This window comes from Sphingomonas sp. 28-62-20 (assembly GCF_002281505.1).
Genome location: NZ_NCGH01000086.1, coordinates 1 through 1,410 on the forward strand (window position 1 = coordinate 1; position 1,410 = coordinate 1,410).

At 62.3% G+C, this 1,410-nt stretch carries 1 protein-coding gene and 1 pseudogene; one reads left to right on the plus strand and one right to left on the minus strand.

Annotation, left to right across the window (positions count from 1 at the left end):
• Nucleotides 1-387: pseudogene (locus tag B7Y43_RS20220) on the plus strand (replication protein B); the annotation flags it as partial.
• Nucleotides 388-491: 104 nt separating this feature from the next.
• Here B7Y43_RS20220 and B7Y43_RS20225 read toward each other — a convergent pair.
• Nucleotides 492-1,410, minus strand: a 919-nt coding sequence (locus B7Y43_RS20225; protein WP_374133445.1) for a hypothetical protein, incomplete at its 5' end; no start/stop codon positions are given.

The following is a 1,410-nucleotide window of genomic DNA, read 5'->3' on the forward strand; positions in this document are numbered from 1 at the left end:
CTTATGGCCGCGTTCCCAGAACCGCAGGACCTTAGCATTCGCAACGTGATCGCTCTCAAACCGCTCCTCAAGCCGGAGGACAAGCGAGCGAGGGTTTTCAAGGAAGCCGCTTCGCTTGGAAAGGCACAAGCCGATGCGGGCAAGGCGATGCCGATCCTTGATGTCATTCGAGCGCTCACCGCCGCTGGTGACCCCCCCAAGAGGTCAGGATCCCCCAAGAAGTCAGGAATGGCGCAGACGGTCACGAGCGCGGCCGGTAAAGCGGTGCTGCGGATCGAAGGAGCTGATCGCAAGGGAGTCCGATTGACGCTGCTCAACAAGGGCGGTGCCTCACGCGAAGATGCCGAGAAGGCGATACGAGAGGTGCTCGACGCACACTGGGCGTGAGCACCGGCTGGCAGATCAGAGGAAATTACGCCCCGGGAAAGTGAACGTACGAGAGGTGCTCGACGCACACTGGGCGTGAGCACCGGCTGGCAGATCAGAGGAAATTACGCCCCGGGAAAGTGAACGCAACCCGCGCGTCCAAGGCTCGCCAGCTTTGCGTCGAGCTCGGCCATCTCGCGATCGAACGCCTGGAGCACCGGTTCGAGATTGGCAGAATATTTTGGTGGAGCAAGCGGGCGTCCCACCGACCGCTGCACGAAGCCAAACGACAAAGCGAGATCCCGCGCGACATAGGTGCGCCATGCCTGCCGACCGCTCACCTCTACAACCAGATCAAGGTCCGCGGCTCGCGCTAGTAATTTTCCGGCGCCAGATATAGTCAGGTCCAACGTCTCTGCGACCAAGCGAGGACTCGCCACAGGCATGAACTGCATGAGGCTCAGAAGCGTGGCGAGCTTTCCCGGACGGTGAGCATCACGGACGGCGTCGGCCGCCCGCAATCTGTTGTCCTCAAGCGCCTGCAGTCGAACGAGGCCTTCCTCGGCACGATCTGCGAATGCTCGTAGATTGCGAACGATGATCGGCTGCGTGTCGCGCGGAGCGAGCCGCAGCGCTTTGTCACCGATCGTCAGGCATGGGAGCGCGGCGTGCGTGATCTTCATCGATTTCAGGAGCCACGGGACGGTGAGCCACGGCGTGATTGTACTGTCGGCCCGTGCATGCCGGGCGACGATCTCGAGCGCCCGCAACAAGGCTGGACGCTCGGCCCAGTCCGCAGCGATCTCGGTCGAGATGGGGAGTTCGTCCCGCCAGTGGCGAGCTTTCTGGGATGCCAGGCGCGTCTGCCAATTGCGCAGCGCGTGGTGATCATCAAGATGGCTCGGCATCCTAGGCCGTCCGGGCAATGCGACGGCACATTCCCGCCCAAAAATATCGATTTCGTCGATTTCGGCGCCTTGCGCTTGAAGTGCCGTGGTATAGCCTGTCCACGCCGCACGTTGCTGCCACGGCGTTGCGACGGGA